This is a genomic window from Bacillus sp. NPDC077411 (assembly GCF_044543425.1).
In the GTDB taxonomy this organism is placed as follows: Bacteria; Bacillota; Bacilli; order Bacillales; family Bacillaceae_G; genus Bacillus_A; species Bacillus_A bruguierae.
Genome location: NZ_JBITWA010000002.1, coordinates 285,971 through 306,365 on the forward strand (window position 1 = coordinate 285,971; position 20,395 = coordinate 306,365).

Annotated in this window: 18 protein-coding genes and 3 other annotated features (2 of these 21 cut by a window edge); of the genes, 14 read left to right on the top strand and 4 right to left on the bottom strand. The window is 38.1% G+C overall.

Annotation, left to right across the window (positions count from 1 at the left end; genetic code table 11):
* Positions 1 to 183 (top strand) — a binding site (T-box leader); it begins 37 nt to the left of the window's first position.
* A 79-nt stretch (positions 184 to 262) separates the two neighbouring features.
* The 14 genes from ileS (at position 263) to pyrE (ending at position 16,820) form a co-directional block, all read left to right on the top strand.
* Positions 263 to 3,028, top strand: coding sequence for an isoleucine--tRNA ligase (gene ileS, locus ACIGHG_RS04875; protein ID WP_396547399.1), 2,766 nt, complete (start codon positions 263 to 265; stop codon positions 3,026 to 3,028).
* 129 nt (positions 3,029 to 3,157) lie between these two features.
* Positions 3,158 to 3,490, top strand: a complete 333-nt coding sequence (locus ACIGHG_RS04880; protein ID WP_090914418.1) for a TraR/DksA C4-type zinc finger protein — start codon at positions 3,158 to 3,160, stop codon at positions 3,488 to 3,490.
* A gap of 121 nt (positions 3,491 to 3,611) precedes the next feature.
* Positions 3,612 to 4,070 carry a signal peptidase II gene (lspA, locus tag ACIGHG_RS04885; protein WP_336473462.1) on the top strand — a complete coding sequence of 153 codons (459 nt, stop codon included), beginning with the start codon at positions 3,612 to 3,614 and terminating at the stop codon, positions 4,068 to 4,070.
* A gap of 3 nt (positions 4,071 to 4,073) precedes the next feature.
* Entirely contained in the window at positions 4,074 to 4,982 is a 909-nt protein-coding gene (locus ACIGHG_RS04890) for an RluA family pseudouridine synthase (protein ID WP_090914421.1), read from the top strand.
* A 199-nt stretch (positions 4,983 to 5,181) separates the two neighbouring features.
* Positions 5,182 to 5,724: a bifunctional pyrimidine operon transcriptional regulator/uracil phosphoribosyltransferase gene (gene pyrR / locus ACIGHG_RS04895; RefSeq protein WP_090914423.1), complete on the top strand. Its 543-nt coding sequence runs from the start codon at positions 5,182 to 5,184 to the stop codon at positions 5,722 to 5,724.
* Between the two features lie 147 nt (positions 5,725 to 5,871).
* Positions 5,872 to 7,155: a solute carrier family 23 protein gene (locus ACIGHG_RS04900; protein WP_090914425.1), complete on the top strand. Its 1,284-nt coding sequence runs from the start codon at positions 5,872 to 5,874 to the stop codon at positions 7,153 to 7,155.
* Positions 7,156 to 7,303: 148 nt separating this feature from the next.
* Positions 7,304 to 8,218, top strand: a complete 915-nt coding sequence (locus tag ACIGHG_RS04905) for an aspartate carbamoyltransferase catalytic subunit (protein WP_336473461.1) — start codon at positions 7,304 to 7,306, stop codon at positions 8,216 to 8,218.
* On the top strand, positions 8,202 to 9,488 hold the full coding sequence (gene pyrC / locus ACIGHG_RS04910) for a dihydroorotase (RefSeq protein ID WP_336473460.1): 1,287 nt from the start codon (positions 8,202 to 8,204) through the stop codon (positions 9,486 to 9,488). The genes ACIGHG_RS04905 and pyrC overlap by 17 nt, the downstream gene beginning before the upstream one ends.
* Positions 9,485 to 10,582: a carbamoyl phosphate synthase small subunit gene (locus ACIGHG_RS04915; protein WP_336473459.1), complete on the top strand. Its 1,098-nt coding sequence runs from the start codon at positions 9,485 to 9,487 to the stop codon at positions 10,580 to 10,582. The genes pyrC and ACIGHG_RS04915 overlap by 4 nt, the downstream gene beginning before the upstream one ends.
* Positions 10,567 to 13,785: a carbamoyl-phosphate synthase large subunit gene (carB, locus tag ACIGHG_RS04920; protein ID WP_336473458.1), complete on the top strand. Its 3,219-nt coding sequence runs from the start codon at positions 10,567 to 10,569 to the stop codon at positions 13,783 to 13,785. The genes ACIGHG_RS04915 and carB overlap by 16 nt, the downstream gene beginning before the upstream one ends.
* Positions 13,782 to 14,561: a dihydroorotate oxidase B electron transfer subunit gene (pyrK, locus tag ACIGHG_RS04925; protein WP_090914434.1), complete on the top strand. Its 780-nt coding sequence runs from the start codon at positions 13,782 to 13,784 to the stop codon at positions 14,559 to 14,561. The genes carB and pyrK overlap by 4 nt, the downstream gene beginning before the upstream one ends.
* Positions 14,558 to 15,472, top strand: a complete 915-nt coding sequence (gene pyrD / locus ACIGHG_RS04930) for a dihydroorotate oxidase B catalytic subunit (RefSeq protein WP_336473457.1) — start codon at positions 14,558 to 14,560, stop codon at positions 15,470 to 15,472. Before pyrK ends, pyrD begins: the two co-directional genes overlap by 4 nt.
* Before the next feature lie 2 nt (positions 15,473 to 15,474).
* Positions 15,475 to 16,191, top strand: coding sequence for an orotidine-5'-phosphate decarboxylase (pyrF, locus tag ACIGHG_RS04935; RefSeq protein WP_396547404.1), 717 nt, complete (start codon positions 15,475 to 15,477; stop codon positions 16,189 to 16,191).
* Complete coding sequence (pyrE, locus tag ACIGHG_RS04940; protein ID WP_396547406.1) at positions 16,188 to 16,820, top strand: orotate phosphoribosyltransferase; 633 nt, start codon at positions 16,188 to 16,190, stop codon at positions 16,818 to 16,820. The genes pyrF and pyrE overlap by 4 nt, the downstream gene beginning before the upstream one ends.
* 319 nt (positions 16,821 to 17,139) lie before the next feature.
* Here the strand turns inward: pyrE and ACIGHG_RS04945 are convergent, their stop codons facing one another.
* From ACIGHG_RS04945 to ACIGHG_RS04960, 4 genes are all read right to left on the bottom strand, one after another.
* Entirely contained in the window at positions 17,140 to 17,592 is a 453-nt protein-coding gene (locus tag ACIGHG_RS04945) for a hypothetical protein (protein WP_396547408.1), read from the bottom strand.
* 61 nt (positions 17,593 to 17,653) lie between these two features.
* Entirely contained in the window at positions 17,654 to 18,334 is a 681-nt protein-coding gene (locus ACIGHG_RS04950) for an HAD family hydrolase (RefSeq protein WP_396547410.1), read from the bottom strand.
* Between the two features lie 232 nt (positions 18,335 to 18,566).
* Positions 18,567 to 18,821, bottom strand: coding sequence for a YbeF family protein (locus ACIGHG_RS04955; protein WP_336473452.1), 255 nt, complete (start codon positions 18,819 to 18,821; stop codon positions 18,567 to 18,569).
* A gap of 26 nt (positions 18,822 to 18,847) precedes the next feature.
* On the bottom strand, positions 18,848 to 19,522 hold the full coding sequence (locus ACIGHG_RS04960) for an MOSC domain-containing protein (RefSeq protein WP_396547412.1): 675 nt from the start codon (positions 19,520 to 19,522) through the stop codon (positions 18,848 to 18,850).
* A gap of 482 nt (positions 19,523 to 20,004) precedes the next feature.
* Positions 20,005 to 20,229 (top strand) — a binding site (T-box leader).
* Positions 20,230 to 20,276: 47 nt separating this feature from the next.
* Positions 20,277 to 20,395: a binding site (T-box leader), on the top strand; it runs 170 nt beyond the window's last position.

Below are 20,395 nucleotides of genomic sequence, written 5' to 3' on the forward strand. Positions count from 1 at the left end.
CTTATATAGCGAACTGAGGACGGTGGAAGCTCAGGATAAGGAGAGAATGGGAATATCACCCTGGAGTTCCTCGCTGAACAACAAAGTAAGCAGAGGCGTGTATTCGCGTTAAGAATATAAAGAGGATTGCTACATATAGCAGTCTACTAGGGTGGTACCGCGGGAGACCTTCTCGTCCCTTTTTTGGGATGAGAAGGTCTCTTTTTTATTCCATTTATTTAGAAAAATGTCTTTCTGTTATATATTCAAGGAGGAATTAAGTATGGAGTACAAGGATACATTATTAATGCCAAAAACAGAATTTCCAATGCGTGGAAATTTACCGAAGCGTGAGCCTGTAATGCAAGAAAAATGGGCTGAAATGAACATTTATGAAAAAGTACAAGAACGTACAAAAGGACGTCCGCTATTTGTACTACATGATGGACCGCCATATGCGAACGGCGACATTCATATGGGACATGCGTTAAATAAAGTATTAAAAGATTTTATTGTCCGTTACAAATCGATGACGGGATACTGCGCGCCATATGTACCAGGTTGGGATACACATGGATTACCAATTGAGCAAGCTTTAACAAATAAAGGTGTTAAACGTAAAGAAATGACAGTTGCTGAATTCCGTAAACTTTGTGAAGAATACGCATATGAACAAGTAAGCCGTCAGCGCGAGCAATTTAAACGTTTAGGTGTACGCGGTGATTGGGATAATCCATACATTACATTAAAGCCAGCATATGAAGCACAGCAAATTAAAGTATTTGGTGAAATGGCGAAAAAGGGTTATATCTATAAAGGACAAAAACCGGTGTACTGGTCTCCAACGAGTGAATCTGCATTAGCAGAAGCAGAAATTGAATATAAAGATAAAAAATCTGCATCTATTTATGTAGCATTCCCTGTAAAAGATGGAAAGAATGTTTTAGAAGGCGACGAAAAATTCATTATTTGGACGACGACACCTTGGACGTTGCCAGCTAACTTAGGTATTTCTGTTCATCCAGAACTTGAATACAGCATTGTAAAAGTAGCAGATGCGAAGTATATCATTGCTTCTGAGTTATTTGAAACAGTTGCCAAAACATTAGAGTGGGAAAATACTGAAGTTGTGAAAACAGTAAAAGGTAGCGAACTTGAGTATACAACGGCGAAACATCCATTCTATGATCGTGATTCTCTTGTTATGCTTGGTGAGCATGTTACAACAGATGCTGGTACAGGCTGTGTACATACAGCACCTGGACACGGGGAAGATGACTTCCTTGTTGGAAAGCAATACGGTTTAGAGGTTCTTTGCCCAGTTGATGATAAAGGTGTATTAACAAGCGAAGCACCTGGATTTGAAGGATTATTCTACGATAAAGCAAATAAACCAATTACAGAAAAATTAGAAGAGGTTGGTGCGTTATTAAAATTAACATTTATTACGCATTCTTATCCACATGATTGGAGAACGAAACAACCAATTATTTTCCGTGCAACAGCACAGTGGTTTGCATCTATTGAAGCGTTCCGCACAGAATTATTACAAGCAGTAGAGGAAACAAAATGGGTGCCAGCTTGGGGTGAAACACGTCTTCACAACATGGTTCGTGACCGCGGTGACTGGTGTATTTCTCGTCAACGTGCATGGGGTGTGCCGATTCCTGTATTCTATGCAGAAAATGGTGATCCGATTATTACAGACGAAACAATTAACCATGTAGCAGCGCTATTCCGTGAACATGGTTCAAACATATGGTTTGAACGTGAAGCGAAAGACTTATTACCAGAAGGGTTTACACATCCATCTAGCCCAAATGGCGAATTCCGAAAAGAAACAGACATTATGGATGTATGGTTTGATTCTGGTTCTTCTCATCAAGCTGTATTAGAAGAGCGTGATGATTTGCAACGTCCGGCTGATTTATATTTAGAAGGATCTGACCAATATCGTGGTTGGTTTAACTCTTCATTATCAACAGCAGTTGCGGTAACAGGTAAAGCACCATATAAAGGCGTTTTAAGTCACGGCTTTGTACTAGATGGTGAAGGGCGTAAAATGAGTAAGTCTATTGGAAACATTGTTGTACCGAAGAAGATTATGGACCAATTAGGCGGCGATATTTTACGTTTATGGGTATCCTCAGTTGATTATCAATCTGATGTACGTATTTCTGATGATATCTTAAAACAAGTAGCAGAAGTATATCGTAAAATTCGTAATACATTCCGTTTCTTATTAGGAAACCTAGCTGATTTTGAACCAAGTAAAGATGCGGTATCTGCTGCAGAACTTCGTGAAGTTGACCGCTACATGTTAGTGAAATTAAATGACTTAATTACAAAAGTAAAAGATGCTTATGAGACGTATGAATTCGCTGCTGTATATCATGCGATTCATAACTTCTGTACAATTGATTTAAGTTCATTCTATTTAGATTTTGCAAAAGATATTTTATATATCGAAGCAGAAAATAATCACGATCGCCGTGCAATTCAAACGGTATTATATGATGTACTTGTTGCATTAACAAAACTCGTAACGCCAATTTTACCGCATACAGCAGATGAAGTATGGCCATATATCCCTGGCGCTGTAGAAGAGAGCGTCCAATTAACTGATATGCCAGAAGCTGTAGAAGTAGAAGATGCTGAAGAATTAAAAGTAAAATGGGATGCATTTATGACACTTCGCGATGATGTATTAAAAGCGTTAGAGGATGCACGTAATGCAAAAGTGATTGGTAAGTCATTAAATGCAAGTATCACACTTTATCCAACAGCAGAAATGAAAGAATTATTACAATCTATTACAGAAGATGTGAAACAATTATTTATCGTTTCTGAGTACCATCTTGGTGGAACAATGGAAGAAGCGCCAGCTGATGCGCCGAAATATGAACATACAGCTGTTGTTGTAACGCAAGCAACTGGTGAAACGTGTGAACGATGCTGGGTTGTCTCTGAAACAGTAGGAAGTAATGCGGACCATCCAACATTATGTAAGCGTTGCGGAGAAGTTGTAACAGAACATTATGTAAAATAATGAGATGAGAGAAATCGACTGTAAACAAGGCAGTCGATTTTTTCTTCCTTCGAAGGAAAAATGTGTGTGCAGTAATCGTTTTCTTTTCGGATAAACTAACGATACATTCCAGCCGGGAGGGACGCGCTTGTGACTGACACATACATGGAAATCCAAGAAGAATTACAATTAATGCAGCGGGAATTACAGCAGCGATTAGCAAAAGAAGAGTTGTATGCGTATGAGGTAGAATTTGGACAGGAATTGCTAGCTATGGCCAAAACAGATGTGAAAAATAAATTATTATTGCATGATATAAGAGAAGATTTAAAAGATGTAGAGCGAGCACTTTGGAAAATAGAAATAGGCATGTATGGAATTTGTGAGGAAACCGGACAAAGAATGACACTTAGGCAATTAAAAAGCATGCCAACAGCACGTACAGTTCATGAATGTTTCTATGAAAAAGTAAAAACAATTTAAAGACAACAATATTATATTACCTAATTCAATTTATTTTATGCTCCCATGCGATGCTTCATTGTGAAAACATAGCAGCTATGCTAAAATTTTGAGGTACACTGTCATTGTGGGGGAAATGAAAATGATATATTATTTAATAGCATTATTCGTGATTGCCATTGATCAAGTATCAAAATGGATTATCGTAAAGGAAATGGAATTAGGTGAGAGCATTCCAATTATTGATAATGTACTGTATATAACGTCTCACCGCAATCGCGGAGCTGCATGGGGCATTTTAGAAAATAAAATGTGGTTTTTCTATGTTATCACCGTTATCTTTGTTATTTTTATTCTGTTTTATATGAAAAAATACGCAAAGACAGACAAGCTTCTCGGCATTTCACTTGGGCTTATTTTAGGCGGAGCCATTGGTAATTTTATTGATCGTGTAGTACGAAAAGAAGTTGTTGATTTTATTCATACGTATATTTTTTCATACAACTTCCCGGTATTTAACATTGCAGACTCGGCGCTATGTGTTGGGGTTGCATTAATTATTATTCAAACATTATTAGAAGGAAAGAACACAAAGGAGTAAATAATGAGCGAAGTAGTACAAGTAACAGTTATAGAAGAGCAAAAGAATGAACGGATTGACAAATTTGTTGCTGGGGTGAACAATGAATGGTCTCGTTCACAAGTACAGCAATGGATTAAAGATGGTGTTGTAACGGTAAATGGTAAAGACGTTAAAGGGAATTATAAAGTAAAAACAAATGATGAAATTACAGTTACCATTCCAGAACCGGAGTCATTAGATATTCTTCCAGAAGATATGAATTTAGAGATCTACTATGAAGATAGTGATGTGCTTGTTGTAAACAAGCCACGTGGCATGGTTGTACACCCAGCACCAGGGCATACGAGCGGTACGTTAGTGAACGGCTTAATGTATCACTGTAAAGATTTATCAGGTATTAACGGCGTAATGCGCCCAGGGATTGTGCATCGCATTGATAAAGATACATCTGGGTTATTGATGGTGGCAAAAAACGATATGGCACATGAGGCACTTGTCAATCAGCTTGTAGAGAAAACGGTAACGAGACGTTATCAAGCGATTGTTCACGGTGTTATCCCGCATGACAAAGGAACAATTGATGCTCCAATTGGTCGTGATAAACAAGATCGTCAAAGTATGACCGTTGATGAAAAGGGAAAACATGCTGTGACTCATTTCCGTGTACTAGAACGTTTTAATAATTTCACTCATGTGGAGTGTCAATTAGAAACAGGCCGCACGCATCAAATTCGTGTACATATGAAATATATTGGATATCCACTTGCAGGTGACCCAAAATATGGCCCAAAGAAAACATTTGATATAAATGGTCAAGCACTGCATGCAGGTATTTTAGGTTTCATTCACCCGCGCACAGGTGAATATTTAGAATTTGAAGCACCAGTTCCACAACTCTTTACAGATCTTCTAAATGATTTACGAAAATAATATTGACAATCGTTATAAAAACTGACATAATAACAGCAGTTGAATAAGTCCTTTAACACAACCCCGTGAGGTTGAGAAGGTAACGGTTTGAAATAAGTAGGGTATTTGTACCCTTTTTCAGAAAACCCTCTCGCACACGACGAGAGGTTTTTTTTATACCATTCCTCTCACGCAAGAAAAAAGCCTGGAGGTGAAGAACATGAATGAAAAAGCAGTGGTACTAGATGATCAAATGATTCGCCGCGCTTTAACACGCATTAGTCATGAGATTGTGGAACGCAATAAGGGTGTTGAAAATTGTGTTCTAGTTGGGATTAAAACACGCGGTATTTTCATTGCACAGCGCTTAGCAGAACGAATTGGGCAAATTGAAGGAAAAGAAATAGCTGTCGGTGAATTAGACATTACATTATATCGTGATGATTTGACTTTGCAATCTAAAAATAAAGAACCGCTTGTAAAAGGTTCAGACATTCCTGTTGACATCACGAATAAAAAAGTTATTCTTGTTGATGACGTATTATATACGGGAAGAACAGTGCGAGCTGCTATGGATGCATTAATGGACATCGGTAGACCATCACAAATTCAGCTAGCTGTTCTTGTAGATAGAGGTCACCGTGAACTGCCAATTCGCGCTGATTATGTAGGAAAAAATATTCCAACATCAAGCGAAGAACGTATTGAAGTAGACCTTCAAGAAACAGATAAACAAGATCGAGTAAGCATATACGAAAAATAAAGCCCTTTTAAATGTAGTCCTGTGAGGCTGCCAAAGGGTCTTGACTTTCATATGTCTAATTTGACATACGTAAGTATAGGACTCTTTGTGCATAGGCGCAAAGAGTTTTTTTATTGTAAGTTTCCAACATTGGAGGAGGAGATAACAATGGAACAAAAGCCAGTGTTAGACATTCATGAAGTACCGAAACCAGGGAAATGGTTATTGTTAAGTATACAACATTTATTCGCAATGTTTGGGGCAACGGTGCTTGTTCCATTCTTAACAGGATTAAGTCCAGCAGTTGCTTTAATTTCAAGTGGATTAGGAACGCTAGCATTCTTGCTTGTGACGAAAGGACAAGTGCCTGCTTACCTCGGATCATCGTTTGCATTCATTGCACCGATTATTACAGCAAAAGCAGCAGGTGGCCCAGGAGCAGCTATGCTCGGCGGAATGCTAGCCGGTCTTGTCTACATGTTAATCGCACTTGGAATTAAAAAGTCTGGATCAAACTGGATTATGAATCTCTTACCTCCAATTGTAGTTGGTCCAGTTGTTATGGTAATTGGACTTGGGCTTGCACATACAGCGGTAAATATGGCAATGAATAATGCAGATGGAAAATATAGCTTTACACACTTTTCCGTTGCACTCGTAACATTAGCAATTACAATCATCTGCTCGATTTTTGGAAGAGGCTTCCTTAGCATCATACCAGTTTTAATTGGAATTATAGGTGGTTATATCTTTGCTTACTTCCAGGGCTTAGTCGATTTGAAACCAGTGGTAGAAGCAAAGTGGTTCGAAGTACCGGACTTCGTAGTACCATTTGTCACATATACACCGGAGTTCTCGTGGAAAATCGTACTAGTAATGGTACCAGTTGCAGTCGTAACAATTTCAGAACATATCGGACATCAAATTGTACTTGGAAATGTTGTAAATAGAGACTTGATTGAAAAACCAGGTTTGCATCGCTCTATTATGGGGGACGGCATTGCGACATTTATCGCGTCCACAATTGGAGGACCACCAAATACAACGTATGGTGAAAATATTGGGGTACTTGCGATCACTAGAGCATACAGCGTGTACTTGTTTGTCGGATCAGCAATATTTGCAATTATCTTCGGATTTATTGGGAAAATCTCAGCACTTATCCATTCGATTCCAACGCCGGTAATGGGCGGTGTATCAATCTTGCTCTTCGGTGTTATTGCATCAAGCGGTTTACGTATGTTAGTAGATGAGAAAATAGATTTTGGAGATAAACGTAATCTAATGATTGCATCTGTTATACTAGTCATTGGCATCGGCGGTGCAGTGCTTCATATTGGTCAGTCTTTTCAGATGGAAGGTATGGCTCTTGCGGCAATGGTGGGAGTACTGTTAAATCTAGTTTTACCTGAAATAAAAACGAAAAAACAATCAAAGCAAATTGCTTCATAAAGACAGCCTTTTAATTCAGTCCTGTGAGACGGAAAAGGGTGTGTAGTTTGTTACACCCTAGTCTCACACGGCTAGGGTATTTTTATGCAGAAAATTTTATATAAATTTAAAGGTATTATTATAAAAATCAGAAAGATGAGGGATGACAATGAACCATTTGTTAACGATGAGTGAGTTATCGGAGCAGGAGATTTCAGAAATCCTAAAAGATGCAGAAGATTTCGCAAACGGAAAGGGTATAAAAGCGACAGAGCAAACATTTGTTGCAAACTTATTCTTTGAGAATAGCACGAGAACACGTTTTAGCTTTGAAGTAGCAGAGAAGCGTTTAGGACTTGATGTTCTCAACTTTTCAGCAGAATCTTCTAGCGTACAAAAAGGAGAAACATTGTACGATACGGTAAAAACACTAGAATCGATAGGAACAAGAGCTGTTGTCATCCGCCACGAACAAGATCGTTATTTCGACGAGCTTAGAGAACAAGTAAATATTCCAATCTTAAATGCAGGTGATGGATGTGGAAATCATCCAACGCAATGTTTGCTTGATCTACTAACGATAAAACAAGAATTTGGAACATTTGAAGGACTGAAAGTGGCAATTGTTGGAGATATCAGTCATAGCCGAGTAGCACGTTCAAATGCAGAGGCGTTAACGAAATTAGGAGCAACCGTTTATTTTGCAAGTCCAGAAGAATGGAAAGACGAAACGAACACATTTGGAACGTACAAAGCATTAGACGAACTAGTTCCAGAAGTAGATGTAATGATGCTACTACGCGTGCAGCATGAGCGTCATAATCATTATGAAACAGACATTATGAAAGAGTATCATGAAGAGCACGGTTTAACGATCGAACGTGAGAAACGCATGAAGCCAGGTAGCATTATTATGCACCCAGCACCTGTGAACCGTGATGTAGAAATTGCGAGTGAGCTTGTCGAGTGTGAGCGTTCACGCATCTTTAAACAGATGGAAAACGGTGTTTATGTAAGAATGGCTGTATTAAAACGCGCACTACCAAATGTATTAGGAGGAATGAAACATGAATTATTTGTTTAAAAATGGTCGCTATGTAAATGAAGAGGGAAATATCGTCACAACAGACCTTCTCGTACAAGATGGTAAAATTGCGAAAGTAGCAGAAAGCATCACTGCTGAAAATGTAGAAGTAATTGATGTAACCGGAAAATTAATTGCACCTGGGTTAATTGATGTACACGTACACCTTCGCGAACCAGGTGGTGAACATAAAGAAACGATTGAAACAGGAACCCTTGCAGCAGCAAAAGGTGGATTTACAACAATTTGTGCAATGCCGAATACGCGCCCTGTACCAGATAGTAAAGAACATATGGAAGATTTGCAAAAACGAATTCAAGAAAAAGCACATGTAAATGTACTGCCATATGGCGCTATTACAGTACGCCAAGCAGGTTCTGAAATGACTGACTTTGAAACATTAAAAGAACTTGGTGCATTCGCGTTTACTGATGATGGAGTAGGAGTACAAGATGCAAGTATGATGCTGGCAGCAATGAAGCGTGCAGCAAAATTAAATATGGCAGTTGTTGCACACTGTGAAGAAAATACGTTAATTAATAAAGGTTGTGTACACGAAGGGAAGTTTTCTGAGAAACACGGATTAAACGGTATCCCATCAGTATGTGAATCTGTACATATTGCCCGGGACATATTACTTGCGGAAGCGGCGGATTGCCACTATCACGTATGTCACGTAAGTACAAAAGGATCTGTACGAGTGATTCGTGATGCAAAACGTGCTGGAATTAAAGTAACAGCAGAAGTAACACCGCATCACTTAGTATTATGTGAAGATGATATCCCATCAGCTGATCCAAACTTTAAAATGAATCCACCACTTCGTGGAAAAGAGGATCAAGAAGCATTAATTGAAGGATTATTAGATGGAACAATCGATATAATCGCAACAGATCATGCACCGCATGCAGCGGAAGAAAAAGCACAAGGTATTGAAAGAGCTCCATTTGGAATTACTGGTTTTGAAACAGCATTCCCACTACTATATACAAACCTTGTGAAAAAAGAAATTATCACATTAGAACAGTTAATTCAATTCTTAACAGAAAAACCAGCTGACACATTTGGTTTAGAAGCAGGCCGACTGAAAGAAGGAAGAGCGGCTGATATTACAATTATCGATTTAGAACAAGAAGAAGAGATTGATCCAGCAACATTCTTATCAAAAGGAAAAAATACGCCATTTACGGGCTGGAAATGTCAAGGATGGCCGATGATGACATTAGTTGGCGGTAAGATCGCATGGCAAAAGGAGAGTGCATTAGTATGAAAAGACAGCTTATCTTAGAAGATGGAACACTATTAATTGGAAAAGGTTTCGGAGGAGAAATCGAAAAGTCAGGTGAAGTTGTATTTACAACTGGAATGACTGGATATCAAGAAACACTATCTGATCCATCATACTGCGGTCAAATTGTAACATTTACGTACCCATTAATTGGAAACTACGGCATTAACCGTGATGATTTCGAATCAATTCATCCATCTGTAAATGGTTTAATAGTAAACGAAATTTGTGATCACCCATCTAACTTCCGTAATGAAATTTCGTTAGATGATTATTTAAAAGAAAGAAACATTCCAGGATTAGCAGGAATTGATACAAGAAAATTAACACGAAAAATTCGTCAATATGGAACATTACGCGGACGTCTTTGCAACATGGATGCGGATGTAGAGTACATCGTTAGTCAATTAAAAGAGACAGTCTTTACAGATCATGTGAAAAGAGTATCAACAAAAGATCCATATCCAAGTCCAGGCCGTGGCCATCGCGTTGTACTTGTAGACTTCGGTATGAAGCATGGTATTTTACGAGAACTAAATAAACGTGACTGTGATGTAATTGTTGTACCATACAATACAACGGCTGAAGAGATTTTACGCCTTAGCCCAGATGGAATTATGTTAAGTAATGGACCTGGGGATCCTAAAGATGTACCAGAAGCAATTGAAATGCTAAAAGACATTATCGGAAAAGTACCATTATTCGGGATTTGTCTTGGACATCAATTGTTCGCTCTAGCATCTGGTGCAAATACAAGCAAGTTAAAATTCGGTCACCGTGGTTTAAATCATCCAGTAAAGCATCTTGCAACTGGAAAAGTAGCCATTACTTCTCAAAACCATGGTTACGCAGTAGAAGAAGAATCAGTTAAAAGTACAGATCTTGAAATTACACATGTAGCTTTAAATGATGGAACAGTAGAAGGTCTTCGTCATACGAAGTTCCCAGCATTTACAGTGCAATATCATCCAGAAGCATCAGCAGGACCAGAAGATGCAAACAATTTATTTGAAGATTTCTTAACAATGATTGAAAACTTTAAGAAAGAAGGGGAAGAGTTATGCCAAAACGCCTAGACATTAACACAATTTTAGTAATCGGATCAGGACCTATTGTAATCGGGCAAGCAGCTGAGTTTGACTACTCTGGAACGCAAGCTTGTCAATCTCTTAAAGAAGAAGGTTACAAAGTAATTCTTGTAAACTCTAACCCAGCAACAATTATGACTGATACTGCAACAGCAGATAAAGTATACATTGAACCATTAACATTAGAATTTGTAAGCCGCATTATTCGTAAAGAGCGCCCAGATGCAATTTTGCCAACACTTGGCGGACAAACAGGACTAAACATGGCTGTTGAACTTGCAAAATCAGGTGTACTTGAAGAGTGCGGAGTTGAAATTTTAGGAACGAAATTATCAGCAATTGAGCAAGCGGAAGATCGCGATTTATTCCGTACATTAATGCAAGACTTAAACGAACCAGTACCACCAAGTGAAATTATTCATACGCTTGATGAAGCATATGAATTTGTAAAAGAAATTGGCTATCCAGTAATTGTTCGCCCTGCATTTACGCTAGGCGGAACTGGCGGTGGTATTTGTCATAATGAAGAAGAGTTAATTGAAACTGTAACAAGCGGTCTAAAACATAGCCCAGTAACACAATGTCTATTAGAAAAAAGTATCGCTGGTTTTAAAGAGATTGAATATGAAGTAATGCGTGATGCAAACGATAATGCCATTGTAGTATGTAATATGGAAAACATTGACCCAGTTGGTGTGCATACAGGGGATTCGATCGTTATAGCGCCGAGCCAAACATTAAGTGACCGCGAATATCAAATGTTACGTAATACTTCATTAAGAATTATTCGCGCACTTGGAATTGAAGGTGGATGTAACGTTCAGCTTGCGCTTGATCCGCATAGTTTCCAATACTATGTAATCGAAGTAAATCCACGTGTAAGTCGTTCATCTGCATTAGCATCAAAAGCAACAGGATATCCAATTGCAAAATTGGCAGCGAAAATTGCAGTCGGCTTAACGCTTGATGAGATTGTAAACCCGGTTACACAAAAAACATATGCATGTTTCGAACCAGCATTAGACTATGTTGTTTCTAAAATTCCACGCTGGCCATTTGATAAGTTTGAATCAGCAAACAGAACGCTTGGCACACAAATGAAAGCGACTGGGGAAGTCATGTCAATCGGTCGTAATTTAGAAGAATCGCTATTAAAAGCGGTTCGTTCTTTAGAGCTTGGTGTTTATCATTTAGAGCTTGATCACTTAAAAGAACTTGATAAAGACACAATGAAAAAACGTATTATGAAAGCAGATGATGAGCGTCTGTTTGTTGTAGCAGAAGCGATTCGTCAAGGTGTAACGAAAGAAGAAATTAATGCATGGTGTGAAATGGACTTCTTCTTCTTACAAAAAGTTGAAAACATCGTAAACATGGAGCATAACGTTAAAAACCATATAGGCGATATGGAAGTATTACAAGAAGCAAAAGCAATGGGATTCAGTGATCATTATATCGCAGCTGCTTGGAATAAAACAGAGCGTGAAATTTACGATATGCGTAAAGAAAACAGCATGACACCAGTATTCAAAATGGTAGATACATGTGCGGCGGAATTTGAATCTGCAACGCCTTACTACTACAGCACATATGGCGATGAAAACGAATCAATCGTTACAGAGCGTAAAAGTGTAGTCGTTCTTGGTTCTGGTCCAATTCGCATCGGTCAAGGTGTCGAGTTTGACTATGCAACAGTTCATTCTGTATGGGCAATTAAAGAAGCTGGTTACGAAGCAATTATTATAAATAATAACCCAGAAACAGTTTCAACAGACTTTAGTATTTCAGATAAATTATATTTTGAACCACTTACAATTGAAGATGTAATGCACATCATCGATTTAGAACAACCAGAAGGCGTAATCGTTCAATTTGGTGGTCAAACAGCAATTAACTTAGCGGCAAAATTACAAGAGCGCGGCGTGAAAATTTTAGGTACATCGCTAGAAGATTTAGACCGTGCAGAAGATCGTGATAAATTTGAAGCAGCTTTAACAGATTTAGGTATTCCACAGCCAGTTGGAAAAACAGCAACAACTGTAGAACAAGCGGTAGCAATCGCTGAAGAAATTGGCTACCCAGTATTAGTAAGACCATCTTACGTACTAGGTGGGCGTGCGATGGAAATCGTATATCGTCAAGAAGAACTACTGCACTACATGAAAAATGCGGTTAAAGTTCATGCGGATCATCCAGTATTAATTGACCGCTACATGGTTGGGAAAGAAATTGAAGTAGATGCAATTTCAGACGGTGAAAATGTATTCATTCCAGGTATTATGGAACATATTGAACGCGCTGGAGTTCACTCTGGTGACTCAATTGGAGTATACCCACCGCAAAGCTTATCTGCAAAACTGAAAGAACAAATTATCGAAAATACAATTGCACTTGGAAGAGGATTAAACATTGTTGGATTACTGAATATCCAGTTTGTAGTATTCAAAGACGAAGTGTATGTAATTGAAGTAAACCCACGTGCGAGCCGTACAGTACCATTCTTAAGTAAAATTACAGGTGTACCGATGGCGAATATCGCAACAAAAGTTATTTTAGGTCAAAATCTTGTAGAACAAGGATATGAAACTGGATATCGCCCAGAAGAGAAAGAAGTGTATGTAAAAGCACCGGTATTCTCTTTTGCGAAACTACGTTCTGTTGATACAACATTAGGGCCTGAAATGAAATCAACAGGGGAAGTAATGGGTAAAGACTTAACGCTTGAAAAAGCATTATATAAAGGACTTGTTGCTGCTGGAATCAATATTCCAACGCACGGATCTGTAATCATCACAGTAGCAGATAAAGATAAAGAAGAAGCAATGGAAATCGCAAAACGATTCCATGAAATTGGCTATAACTTATTAGCGACAGCAGGAACTGCGAAATCATTAACAGACCAAGGCGTTCCAGTTCAAGTTGTAAACAAAATTGATTCTGAAGACTACAACTTGCTTGATATTATTCGCCAAGGAAAAGCGCAATTTGTTATTAACACATTAACAAAAGGAAAACAACCAGCGCGTGATGGCTTCCGTATTCGTCGTGAGTCTGTAGAAAATGGTGTAGCATGCTTAACATCATTAGATACAACAAGAGCAATTTTACGCGTACTTGAATCTATGACATTTTCAGCTCACGCAATGAAAGAATTTACGGGGGCTGAGCGTCACGAGGTGGTACATGCATGATGCAAAAGCAAAATATGATTGTCGTTAACCAAAAAGAAATCGCAAAAAATATTTACGAACTCGTACTTCAAGGTGATTTAGTACAGCACATGAACGAGCCAGGGCAATTTGTACACATTAAAGTAGCAGAGGGCAATGCGCCTCTGCTGCGCCGCCCGATTAGTATTTGTAATGTAGATCAAGAGAAAAACGAATTTACAATGCTATACCGTGCAGAAGGACAAGGAACAAAAACGTTGTCACAAAAGAAACAAGGTGAAATGGTTGATGTATTAGGTCCATTAGGTAACGGTTTTCCGGTGCAAGAAGCAAAGTCGGGACAAACAGCTCTTTTAGTAGGGGGCGGAATTGGTGTACCACCGCTATATGAATTATCACAGCGTCTTACAGCAAAAGGCGTTCGTGTCATCCACATCTTAGGTTTTCAGTCAAAAGATGTCGTTTTCTACGAAGAAAAATTTGCAGAACTTGGTGATACGTACGTTGCGACAGTAGACGGTACACATGGTACAAAAGGATTTGTAACAGATGTAATTGATGCATATGGAATTGACTTTGACATTCTTTACTCATGTGGACCGCTGGCAATGCTACGTGCACTAGAAGGGCGCTATAAAGAGAAAAAAGCGTACATTTCACTTGAAGAACGTATGGGCTGCGGCATTGGAGCATGTTTTGCGTGCGTATGCCATCTGCAAGAAGATCCAACTGGCTATTCCTATAAGAAGGTGTGCAGCGACGGACCAGTATTTCCAATCGGGGAGGTTGTACTATGAACAACAGATTGCAAGTTGACTTACCAGGCTTAACATTAAAAAACCCAATCATCCCAGCATCTGGTTGTTTCGGATTTGGCCGTGAATTTGCAAAGCTCTACGATTTAAGCGTACTTGGATCAATCATGATTAAAGCGACAACAGAACAACCGCGTTTTGGAAATCCAACGCCGCGTGTTGCTGAAACACCTGCTGGTATGTTAAATGCAATTGGTTTACAAAACCCAGGGCTAGAAAAAGTTGTGAACGAAGAATTACCATGGCTTGAGCAGTTTGATGTACCTATTATTGCAAACGTTGCTGGATCACAAGCTGAAGACTATGTGGCAGTTGCGAAAGAAATTTCAAAAGCACCGAATGTTCATGCATTAGAGTTAAATATTTCTTGCCCGAATGTGAAGACAGGTGGAATTGCTTTCGGTACAGTACCGGAAATTGCAGCAGATTTAACGAAACGTGTAAAAGAAGTATCTGAAGTTCCGGTATACGTAAAGCTATCACCAAACGTTGCAAACATTGTTGAGATTGCAAAAGCAATTGAAAACGCGGGGGCAGACGGATTAACGATGATTAATACATTGCTTGGCATGCGTTTAGATTTAAAAACAGCAAAACCAATTTTAGCAAACCGTACGGGTGGATTATCTGGACCAGCAATTAAGCCAGTGGCAATTCGTATGGTGCATGAAGTGAGTCAAGCTGTTAACATTCCGATTATCGGAATGGGTGGTATTGAATCGGCAGAAGATGTAATTGAATTCTTCTACGCTGGTGCAAGTGCAGTAGCAGTTGGTACAGCAAATTTCGTTGATCCATTTGTCTGTCCAACAATTATTGAAGAATTACCAGCGCTTTTAGATGAATTAGGATTTGAACACATTTCGGAATGTCAAGGAAGGAGCTGGAAGTAAATATGTCACAGTCTTTAATTGTTGCACTGGATTTTCCAGGTAAGGCAGAGGTAGAACAGTTTTTAAGCCACTTTGAAGGGGAACAGTTATTTGTCAAAGTTGGTATGGAACTGTTTTATAAAGAGGGACCTGCTATTATCACATATCTAAAAGAAAAAGGACATCAAATTTTTCTAGATTTAAAACTTCATGATATTCCGAACACAGTAAAAAGCACAATGCGCAATTTAGCTAGTTTAGAAGTTGATATGGTAAACGTTCATGCTGCTGGGGGAAGCAGTATGATGAAGGCTGCGCTTGAGGGATTAGAGGAAGGTACGAAAGAAGGAAAAGAGAGACCGATTTGTATCGCAGTTACACAACTAACAAGCACATCGGAAGAAGTAATGAAAAAAGAGATCGGCATTGAGAAAACGTTAGAAGAAGCTGTTGCTCACTATGCGAGGTTAACAAAAGAAAGCGGTTTGGACGGCGTTGTTTGTTCAACGCTTGAAGTACCAAAATTACGTGAAGTATGCGGAGACGCTTTCGTAACAGTAACACCGGGGATTCGTCTTGCAAGCGACGATGTAAATGACCAAGTGCGCGTAGCAACGCCAAAGCGTGCGTGTGAACTTGGCTCTAGTTATATCGTAGTAGGGCGTAGTATTACAAAAGCAGAAAATCCGTGCGAGGCGTATCAAATTGTAAAAGAACAATGGGAGGGTGTAACAGTATGAAAAAACGAATAGCATCTCATTTATTAGATATCGGAGCAGTATTCTTACAACCAAATGATCCATTTACATGGTCTTCTGGCATGAAATCACCAATTTATTGTGATAACCGTTTAACGTTATCCTACCCAGAAGTACGCGGGGCGATTGCTGCAGGATTAGAAGAATTAATTCAAACACACTTCGGGGCTGTAGAAGTTATTGCAGGTACAGCAACAGCGGGTATTGCACACGCTGCTTGGGTAAGCGATCGTATGAACTTACCAATGTGCTATGTACGCAGCAAGGCAAAAGGTCATGGTAAAGGAAACCAGATCGAAGGTAAAGCAGAAAAAGGCCAAAAAGTTGTCGTAGTAGAAGATTTAATCTCAACTGGCGGCAGTGCAATCACTTGTGTAGAGGCACTTCGCGAAGCTGGTTGTGAAGTATTAGGAATCGTATCAATCTTCACATACGAACTTGAAGCAGGAAAAGAAAAATTAGCAGCAGCAAATGTTGCATCATACTCTTTAAGCGACTACAGTGCACTTACTGAAGTAGCAGCAGAAAAAGGTATGATTGGCGAAGCAGAAACGAAGAAACTACAAGAATGGCGTAAAAATCCAGCTGACGAGGCTTGGATTACAGCGTAATGATAAAGAAAACACGACCGTGGGGGGAAACTCGGTCGTGTTTTCTTTATATAAATACAAATTAAAAAACCGACATAAAAACTCTTTTTTAGGTGGGCGAGAGCGTCTGGCCATGCGTAGAAGCGGTCAGGGCCTTTTTCTGCCACATGCGATGTTCAAACAAAGAAAGTGAGCGCAGAATCATTTTTCTGCATAGCCGTAATTTATATGTCAAAAAGTTAAAATGTATTTGTATATTCATAGACTAAAGTATCGCTCCTTTTCTCAAAATTTAGAGAAAATAGAAGAGAGGTCCAGTAATTATTATCTAACATTCTTATTATAAAAAATAAGGTAGGTAATAAAATATGCCAACACCAATACTTACAGTTGATAAAATAATCGTTCCTAATACAGGAGGATTTAAAGAAAGACGGAATACTGCTACTGATCCTAACTCCACACCACCGCTATGATATTTATCTGAAATTCTAGCATTGTTTCTTTGAATCGTAACGAAATAGGGAATGAGCCAAATACAACATAATAATAAAATACTTCCCATCACTAAACTTTCTAAGGCAGATACTTTGAAAGAAATTGAGAAGCGCCAGATTACGAGTAATTCGAATAGGATGGTCATGGTTGTTAAGATGACATTTCTCCACCTTTTACTAACCTTTTTTAAAATGGTTGTATTAAGAAATTGCTCGGTTTTATCCCATGCAAATGCTAAAAAGAAGATACAACAAACAAAAATGAGAGGGACTAGAAATTCTAATAATAAGGACATATGCTTGTTCCTTTCTTTTATTGTTTTATAATAGATAGTCTAAGTATTCGTACTAGAGCGTTTATGTGAGTATGTGAATTAGCTCATATAAGGATTTTATGGTAGGAGAACTACATTGTTCTTGTTTATTACATCGATCTAACCATATTCCATGCATACCAGCATTTTTACTGCTTAGGGCGTCTGTTTCTAACCTGTCTCCTATATAATAGCAATCTTGAACTCGGCACTTTGCTTTCATACTAGCTATTTGAAAGATAGCTATATTTGGTTTTGCCACCCCCACTCTACTAGAGGCGATGACTGGGTTAAAATAATGTAGGATATTTAAACGATGTAGTTTTTCAATTTGTTGTTCATAATTCCCATTACTAATAATTCCTAATGGATAACCTTTTCGTTTTAAGTCCTCTAATACATCGATTACATCTGCATACACTGTCCAATTTTCTCTATATGAGGATAAATATAGGTTGAATTTCTGATCAGCTTCTTCATTAGTTAAATGAATGCCGTATTGCTGAAAAATGCCTTTCATTCGTAACCTTTTTTGTTCTTGAAACGATAGTTCATTAGATAAAAATTGATTGAAGTATTGTTCTGAGAGTTGATTCCATAGTTTGCTAGCTTCGAATTCTTTACCAGAAAAAATAGGATTATGCTCGCGAAAGAAGTCAAGAATACCATTTCTTTCAGCAAGTTCATAATCAAGTAAAGTACCATCAATATCAAAGAAAATCATGAATAATGCTCCTTAAAGAAAATGGACTAAAAATTATATATAAATCCAAATAAAAAAGCGACATAAAACCATTCTTTTTCAATGGGCGAGTGCATCTAGCCATGTATAGAAGCGGTCAGGGCCTTTTTCTGCCGCATGCGAAGTTCAAACAAAAGGAGCAAGTGAGTGTAGAATCCTTTTGTTCTACATAGTCGCAATCTATATGTCGAAAAATTAAAATGGATTCATATAGTTATTGTTTTTTATCTACTTCCTTTTCACCCTTTATAAATAATAGCGTTATATAAGAAACAAGAAATGAAAAAATACTATACATCCCTACCCAAAAGAAAAATGATCGATTAAACAAGGTTACTGCCAATATAAGAAAAATCGCAAACGTTATAATAGGCATCGTATAATACGTTTTTGTAACCCGTGTACCAATAACAGAGAAAATAAAGACAAGCAATGGACAAACAAGTAATGCGAATATAAATTCACTCATGCGCTGTCCTCTTTTCTATCAATGTATTATTTTCCTGTTAAACGTTTTTCTGTACTCGTTTCTTTGCCTTCTAATCGTTTCGTAAATGTATTTTTCCAGCTTTCTGATAAAGAATCAACTGCTAATATGCGTTGTATGCCCTCTATATTATGTTTATCGTGGTGCATGATTTCATTTGCGAAGGCTATTGTGATGTGATGTTTATTTTGTTCTATTAATTTCATTTCATCAGAAGGGGAAACAGTTCCTGCCTCTAACACTCGTACGTAAAAACCTGTAAATCCTGTATTTTGCACGAGAAGCGGGAAATCTTTTCGATCATAGCGATAAGATAGCTTATAGCAAGGCTGTCTCGGCTGCGTTACTTGAACGAGCGCTTCTCCTATTTTATATATATCACCAATGCATACATCTGATTCCAGTAATCCTGTTACTGTTAAGTTTTCTCCGAATGCTCCGTATGAAAGTTGCTGTGATAGTTCTTGTTCCCAATATGGATAATGTTCAAATGCATATACACAAACAGCTTTGTCTTTACCACCATGGTGCTTTAAATCTGCTTGGCCATCACCTTCAAAGTTCAGTGTTGTTAAATATAAAGGTTTGTTAACACTTTCTTTAAAGAGGCCGGTTTCGACTTCTTTCCCTTGAAACTGGAATTTTTGCGGTGTTCCGATATTGAGAGACATGATGTGTGGCATAAGTATAACTCCTTTCTGTCTTTATATATGGTTTATATTACCATAAAATGAGATAGGGATTACGGATTTTTTGGGAAAATTCATGCATTTGCAAATTGATTATAGCAGAGGTCATAAGTGGCATGAAGAAGTATGAATCCCCCAGTAGGGTTAACTGGTTAAAATAGGAGAACAATTTCACTCACTGTAATGGAATAAGTACGACATACAGAAAACATAATGAGTAAATGTTATAATAAAAGCGATCCTAAATATGGAAAAAAAGGGGTGTTCATGGCGAAAAAAATAGGTTTTTACGGTTTAATTGGTTGTTTTATATATTTGTAATTTTAATCGTTTCTGGAATGATTGTTTCCGCAGTGAATAGAAAATTATTATTACATGACGATACTTATGAATATAGTTAACGGATGAGAAAGTTAAAGGAATAAAAAATATTGCTTTTTCACCTTATTTATTATAGGATAATCATTAAGTAAATAAGACAAGCGATGAATGGAATTAAGTAGTGTATGTTCTCCCTGTTAAAGAGAGCTGACGGTAGGTGTAAGTCAGTACATAGAACAACATGAATTACAATCCAGGAGCATCTTCTTCGAGCGAAATGTAAGGGGGAGACGGTGAAGAACCGTTATAGAGAATGAAGAGATTGACATATAGGATTTGTCAATAATTAGGGTGGTACCGCGAATAAAATCGTCCCTACTGATTAATTTCAGTAGGGATTTTTGTATTTTCATAACAACTAAATAATAGATAAGCGATGAATGGAATAGAGTAGTGTATGTTCTCCCTGTTAAAGAGAGCTGACGGTAGGTGTAAGTCAGTACATAGAACAACATGAATTACAATCCAGGAGCATCTTCTTCGAGA

Coding starts and splice junctions, on each gene's coding strand:
- ileS (WP_396547399.1), top strand. CDS start 263: ATGGAGTACAAGGATACATTATTAATGCCAAAAACAGAATTTCCAATG.
- lspA (WP_336473462.1), top strand. CDS start 3,612: ATGATATATTATTTAATAGCATTATTCGTGATTGCCATTGATCAAGTA.
- ACIGHG_RS04890 (WP_090914421.1), top strand. CDS start 4,074: ATGAGCGAAGTAGTACAAGTAACAGTTATAGAAGAGCAAAAGAATGAA.
- pyrR (WP_090914423.1), top strand. CDS start 5,182: ATGAATGAAAAAGCAGTGGTACTAGATGATCAAATGATTCGCCGCGCT.
- ACIGHG_RS04900 (WP_090914425.1), top strand. CDS start 5,872: ATGGAACAAAAGCCAGTGTTAGACATTCATGAAGTACCGAAACCAGGG.
- ACIGHG_RS04905 (WP_336473461.1), top strand. CDS start 7,304: ATGAACCATTTGTTAACGATGAGTGAGTTATCGGAGCAGGAGATTTCA.
- pyrC (WP_336473460.1), top strand. CDS start 8,202: ATGAATTATTTGTTTAAAAATGGTCGCTATGTAAATGAAGAGGGAAAT.
- ACIGHG_RS04915 (WP_336473459.1), top strand. CDS start 9,485: ATGAAAAGACAGCTTATCTTAGAAGATGGAACACTATTAATTGGAAAA.
- carB (WP_336473458.1), top strand. CDS start 10,567: ATGCCAAAACGCCTAGACATTAACACAATTTTAGTAATCGGATCAGGA.
- pyrK (WP_090914434.1), top strand. CDS start 13,782: ATGATGCAAAAGCAAAATATGATTGTCGTTAACCAAAAAGAAATCGCA.
- pyrD (WP_336473457.1), top strand. CDS start 14,558: ATGAACAACAGATTGCAAGTTGACTTACCAGGCTTAACATTAAAAAAC.
- pyrF (WP_396547404.1), top strand. CDS start 15,475: ATGTCACAGTCTTTAATTGTTGCACTGGATTTTCCAGGTAAGGCAGAG.
- pyrE (WP_396547406.1), top strand. CDS start 16,188: ATGAAAAAACGAATAGCATCTCATTTATTAGATATCGGAGCAGTATTC.
- ACIGHG_RS04945 (WP_396547408.1), bottom strand. CDS start 17,592: ATGTCCTTATTATTAGAATTTCTAGTCCCTCTCATTTTTGTTTGTTGT.
- ACIGHG_RS04950 (WP_396547410.1), bottom strand. CDS start 18,334: ATGATTTTCTTTGATATTGATGGTACTTTACTTGATTATGAACTTGCT.
- ACIGHG_RS04955 (WP_336473452.1), bottom strand. CDS start 18,821: ATGAGTGAATTTATATTCGCATTACTTGTTTGTCCATTGCTTGTCTTT.
- ACIGHG_RS04960 (WP_396547412.1), bottom strand. CDS start 19,522: ATGCCACACATCATGTCTCTCAATATCGGAACACCGCAAAAATTCCAG.